Annotated in this window: 4 protein-coding genes and 1 pseudogene; 3 read left to right on the top strand and 2 right to left on the bottom strand. The window is 66.5% G+C overall.

The features are described from left to right. Nucleotides 1-286 (top strand): annotated as a pseudogene (locus tag DY926_RS16620) (hypothetical protein); the annotation flags it as partial. 15 nt (nt 287-301) lie between these two features. On the opposite strand, the gene hemH reads toward DY926_RS16620, so the two are convergent. Beyond that, the gene (gene hemH, locus DY926_RS16615) at nt 302-1,375 is read right to left on the bottom strand and encodes a ferrochelatase (RefSeq protein WP_116704350.1); all 1,074 of its coding nucleotides are present in this window, start codon (nt 1,373-1,375) and stop codon (nt 302-304) included. On the opposite strand from hemH, the gene DY926_RS17445 reads away from it, so the two are divergent. Next, nucleotides 1,374-1,571 (top strand): hypothetical protein, encoded by a 198-nt coding sequence (locus DY926_RS17445; protein WP_158552068.1) that lies wholly within the window; start codon nt 1,374-1,376, stop codon nt 1,569-1,571. The two genes, hemH and DY926_RS17445, sit on opposite strands and share 2 nt — an antisense overlap. Before the next feature lie 65 nt (nt 1,572-1,636). On the opposite strand, the gene mutY is transcribed toward DY926_RS17445, so the two are convergent. Continuing rightward, nucleotides 1,637-2,812, bottom strand: a complete 1,176-nt coding sequence (mutY, locus tag DY926_RS16610; RefSeq protein ID WP_116704351.1) for an A/G-specific adenine glycosylase — start codon at nt 2,810-2,812, stop codon at nt 1,637-1,639. On the opposite strand from mutY, the gene DY926_RS16605 reads away from it, so the two are divergent. Further along, nucleotides 2,811-3,111, top strand: a 301-nt coding sequence (locus DY926_RS16605) for a DUF721 domain-containing protein (protein ID WP_241503292.1), incomplete at its 3' end; no start/stop codon positions are given. The two genes, mutY and DY926_RS16605, sit on opposite strands and share 2 nt — an antisense overlap.

Here is a 3,111-nt window from a genome sequence, read left to right as displayed (position 1 = left end):
CCCATGGGGTGGCTGGGGCGGCTGGGGATGGGGCTGGGCCGGTGCGGCCATGGGCGCCTCCATGGGCGCGGCGGTGGCCGGAGCCAGCTACCAGGCGGCACCTGAAATCTATAACGCGACAGGCAATGCCGCGCCGGAAGATGATACGGTCTATGACAAGGACCTCTCCACGCTGTTCGCCCCCCAGCAGCCTGCTGCCCCGCAGGTCCAGTCACCCCAGCCGCCCAGATCCTGCCCCAGCGGGCAGGTCTATAACGACCTGACCGAAAACTGCGACCATCCCTGATGGCCGCAGATAAAGTCAGGTGGAAGGCGTGACGGCCGGGGCACCCTCCGCCCCGGCCCGCGGCAGCCAGCCGCCCAGTTCCGCACGCACGAGGTTTTCAAGCAGGTCAATGCAATCGGGGGAGTTGTTCAGGCACGGCACCAGCGCCAGTTCCTTGCCACCCGCGTGGACAAAGCCCGCCCTGGCCTCATTGCCGATTTCGTCCAGCGTTTCGATACAGTCGGAAATGAAGCCGGGCGTGATCACCGCGATGCGGGTGATCCCGCGTGCGGGCAACGACTCGATAAACGGCGCGGTATAGGGTTCCAGCCATTTGGCGGGGCCAAAACGTGACTGGAACGTCAGCGGCATCATCGCCGCGTCATAGCCCATGGCGTGGCGCAGGGCTGCGATGGTGCGTTCACACTCCGCCGCATAGGAATCGCCCTTTTCCACATAAACTTTCGGCAGGCCATGGAAAGACGCCACGATCATCTGCGGCGTGAAATCCAGTGTCCTGAGATGGGTGTCGATGGAGCGGGCCAAAGCCGAGATATAGGCCGGGTGGTCGGCAAACGGCGGCAGCGTGCGTATGGCGGGCTGGTTGCGCATGCGCATGAGCGCACGGAACGCCTGATCGTTGGCCGTGGCCGTGGTCGTGGCGCTGTATTGTGGGTAGAGCGGGGCCAGCAGGATACGGTCACATCCCTGCTCCACCAGTTCATGCAGGGCCTGCCTGATCGAGGGCGTGCCATAACGCATGCCCCATGCCACAGGCACGTCATCCACCGCCAGACGCTGCGCCAGTTGCGTCGCCTGATCGCGGGTATAGGTACGCAGCGGGCTTTCATCGTGGTCATGATGCCAGATGCGCTGGTACGCGGCCCCCGATTTGCGGGGGCGGAATGTCAGCACCGGGCCGTACAGGATCGGCTTCCAGATCAGGGGACTGGCTTCGATAATGCGCCGGTCCGACAGGAATTCGGCCAGATAGCGCCGGACGGCACCGTAGCCGGTGCCCTCCGGGGTTCCCAGATTGCTCAGCAGCACGCCCGTCCGCGCGCGCGCCACATCCGCCCGCGCCGTGCGGTGTACGGTAATGAAGGTCATGAAACGGCTGCTACAGGAAGCCACGCGCGGATGCAAAGAAACAGCGACAGTCCACCCGCGCGCCCGCTACATGGCCAGCAGGCTAGCGCCGGGTGCGGACCCGTACCGGCTGCGCCGCAAGAGCGCGCATGTGCAGGCAGCGCGCCATACCGGCAATGCCCAGCAGGGCGATAACAGGGGAAAGCATCTGGACTAAAGTGAACATCACGGTCCCTTTCCTGATCGGACTGTGATCAGTGAACCGCGCGTATCATATCCGCGTCAATCAAAAATATTGCCGCTTCGTGCCAGAGCCATGCATTTGCGCATGAGTGACGGCAGGGCCACGGCTTCACCCCCGGCATGGTGGACCATGCCATCTTCCCCCACCATGCTGTTGGGAAAGGCCGGGATGCGGGCGGCATAGATATCGGCCAGCAGGGTGAAATGGGTAAAGACATGCTTCACCCGCCCCGCCCGGTGCCAGTCAATGCGCAGCCGGGGTGCGCTGGGCGCGTGGGCCATGGCGTCCGCCTTTGTCCACTGCGTGTCGCGCCACGGCGGTCCGGGCAGGCCCATCATGCCCCCCAGCAGCCCCTTTTCGGGGCGGCGGACCAGCAGCATGCCGCCTGCCGCATCCACCACGCAGAAATGCGCGCCATACCGGACGGGCCGTGCCTCCTTCGCCGCGCGGCGGGGCAGCGTGGCGGCGATTCCCTGCCGGAGCCCCGCACAGGAGCCATGCCATGGGCACAGCGCGCAGGCCGGCGAACGCGGGGTGCAGATCCCTGCTCCCAGATCGAACAATGCCTGCGCGAAGTCGGAGGGACGGGCCTGGGCCGGCGCGTCCTCATTCAGTGTTTCGGCCTGTTGCGCGATGGCCCGGCGTGCGCCGGGCAGCGGATCGGTCATGGCGAACAGGCGCGCCGTCACGCGCTCGACATTCCCGTCCACCGGCACCACCGGGCGGCCAAAGGCAATGGCCGCGATGGCGGCGGCCGTATAGGGGCCGATGCCGGGCAGTTCCCGCAGCCCCTCCACCGTATCGGGGAATCGGCCGCCCCGCGCCGCCACGGCCTGCGCGCAGGCATGCAGGTTGCGTGCCCGCGCGTAGTACCCAAGCCCAGCCCACAGCGCGAGTACCCGGTCCTGCGGAGCACGGGCCAGCGCCATCACATCGGGAAAGGCATCCACAAACCGTTCGAAATAGGGTATGACCGCCGTAACGGTGGTCTGCTGCAACATGATCTCGCTCAGCCAGACCCGATAGGGGTCGGCTTCCTGCCCCGGCAGGGCGCGCCATGGCAGGGTGCGGCGGTGCCGGTCGTACCAGCGCAACAGATCGGCGGAAGAAGGTAACACGGAACCGTTTATGACGAACCCGCCCTCACGCAGCAAGCAAAAGAAAGCACCTGCCCCCGCTGAGCCGCCGCCGCGTGCATACCGGCCACGCAGCATGGCAGTCCTGCTGCCCCGCATCAGCACCCCGGTCTTTCGCAAGCAGTCGCCCGCCGCCGTGCAGGTCATGACGGACTGGCCTGATATTGTCGGCCCGAATCTGGCGGCCTCGACCGTGCCGCGCAGGCTGTACGGCGGCACCCTTACGGTGGCGTGTTCGGGGCCGGTGGCGATGGAACTGCAGCACCTCGCCCCCGCCGTGATCGCCCGCATCAACACCACATGCGGCCATGGCGTGGTCAAGCGCCTGAAAATGGTGCAGGACCTGACCGTAACACCCCGCCCGCCCACGCAGGCAC

This window comes from Komagataeibacter melaceti, assembly GCF_003403295.1.
In the GTDB taxonomy this organism is placed as follows: domain Bacteria; phylum Pseudomonadota; class Alphaproteobacteria; order Acetobacterales; family Acetobacteraceae; genus Komagataeibacter; species Komagataeibacter melaceti.
Note: the sequence above shows the minus strand (reverse complement) of the source record. Positions and strands in the feature narration are given on the sequence as shown.

What these genes read in the sequence shown, in the direction of transcription:
- DY926_RS17445 (WP_158552068.1), top strand. Translation starts at nt 1,374, where the DNA reads ATGAAACGGCTGCTACAGGAAGCCACGCGCGGATGCAAAGAAACAGCG.
- hemH (WP_116704350.1), bottom strand. Translation starts at nt 1,375, where the DNA reads ATGACCTTCATTACCGTACACCGCACGGCGCGGGCGGATGTGGCGCGC.
- mutY (WP_116704351.1), bottom strand. Translation starts at nt 2,812, where the DNA reads ATGCTGCGTGGCCGGTATGCACGCGGCGGCGGCTCAGCGGGGGCAGGT.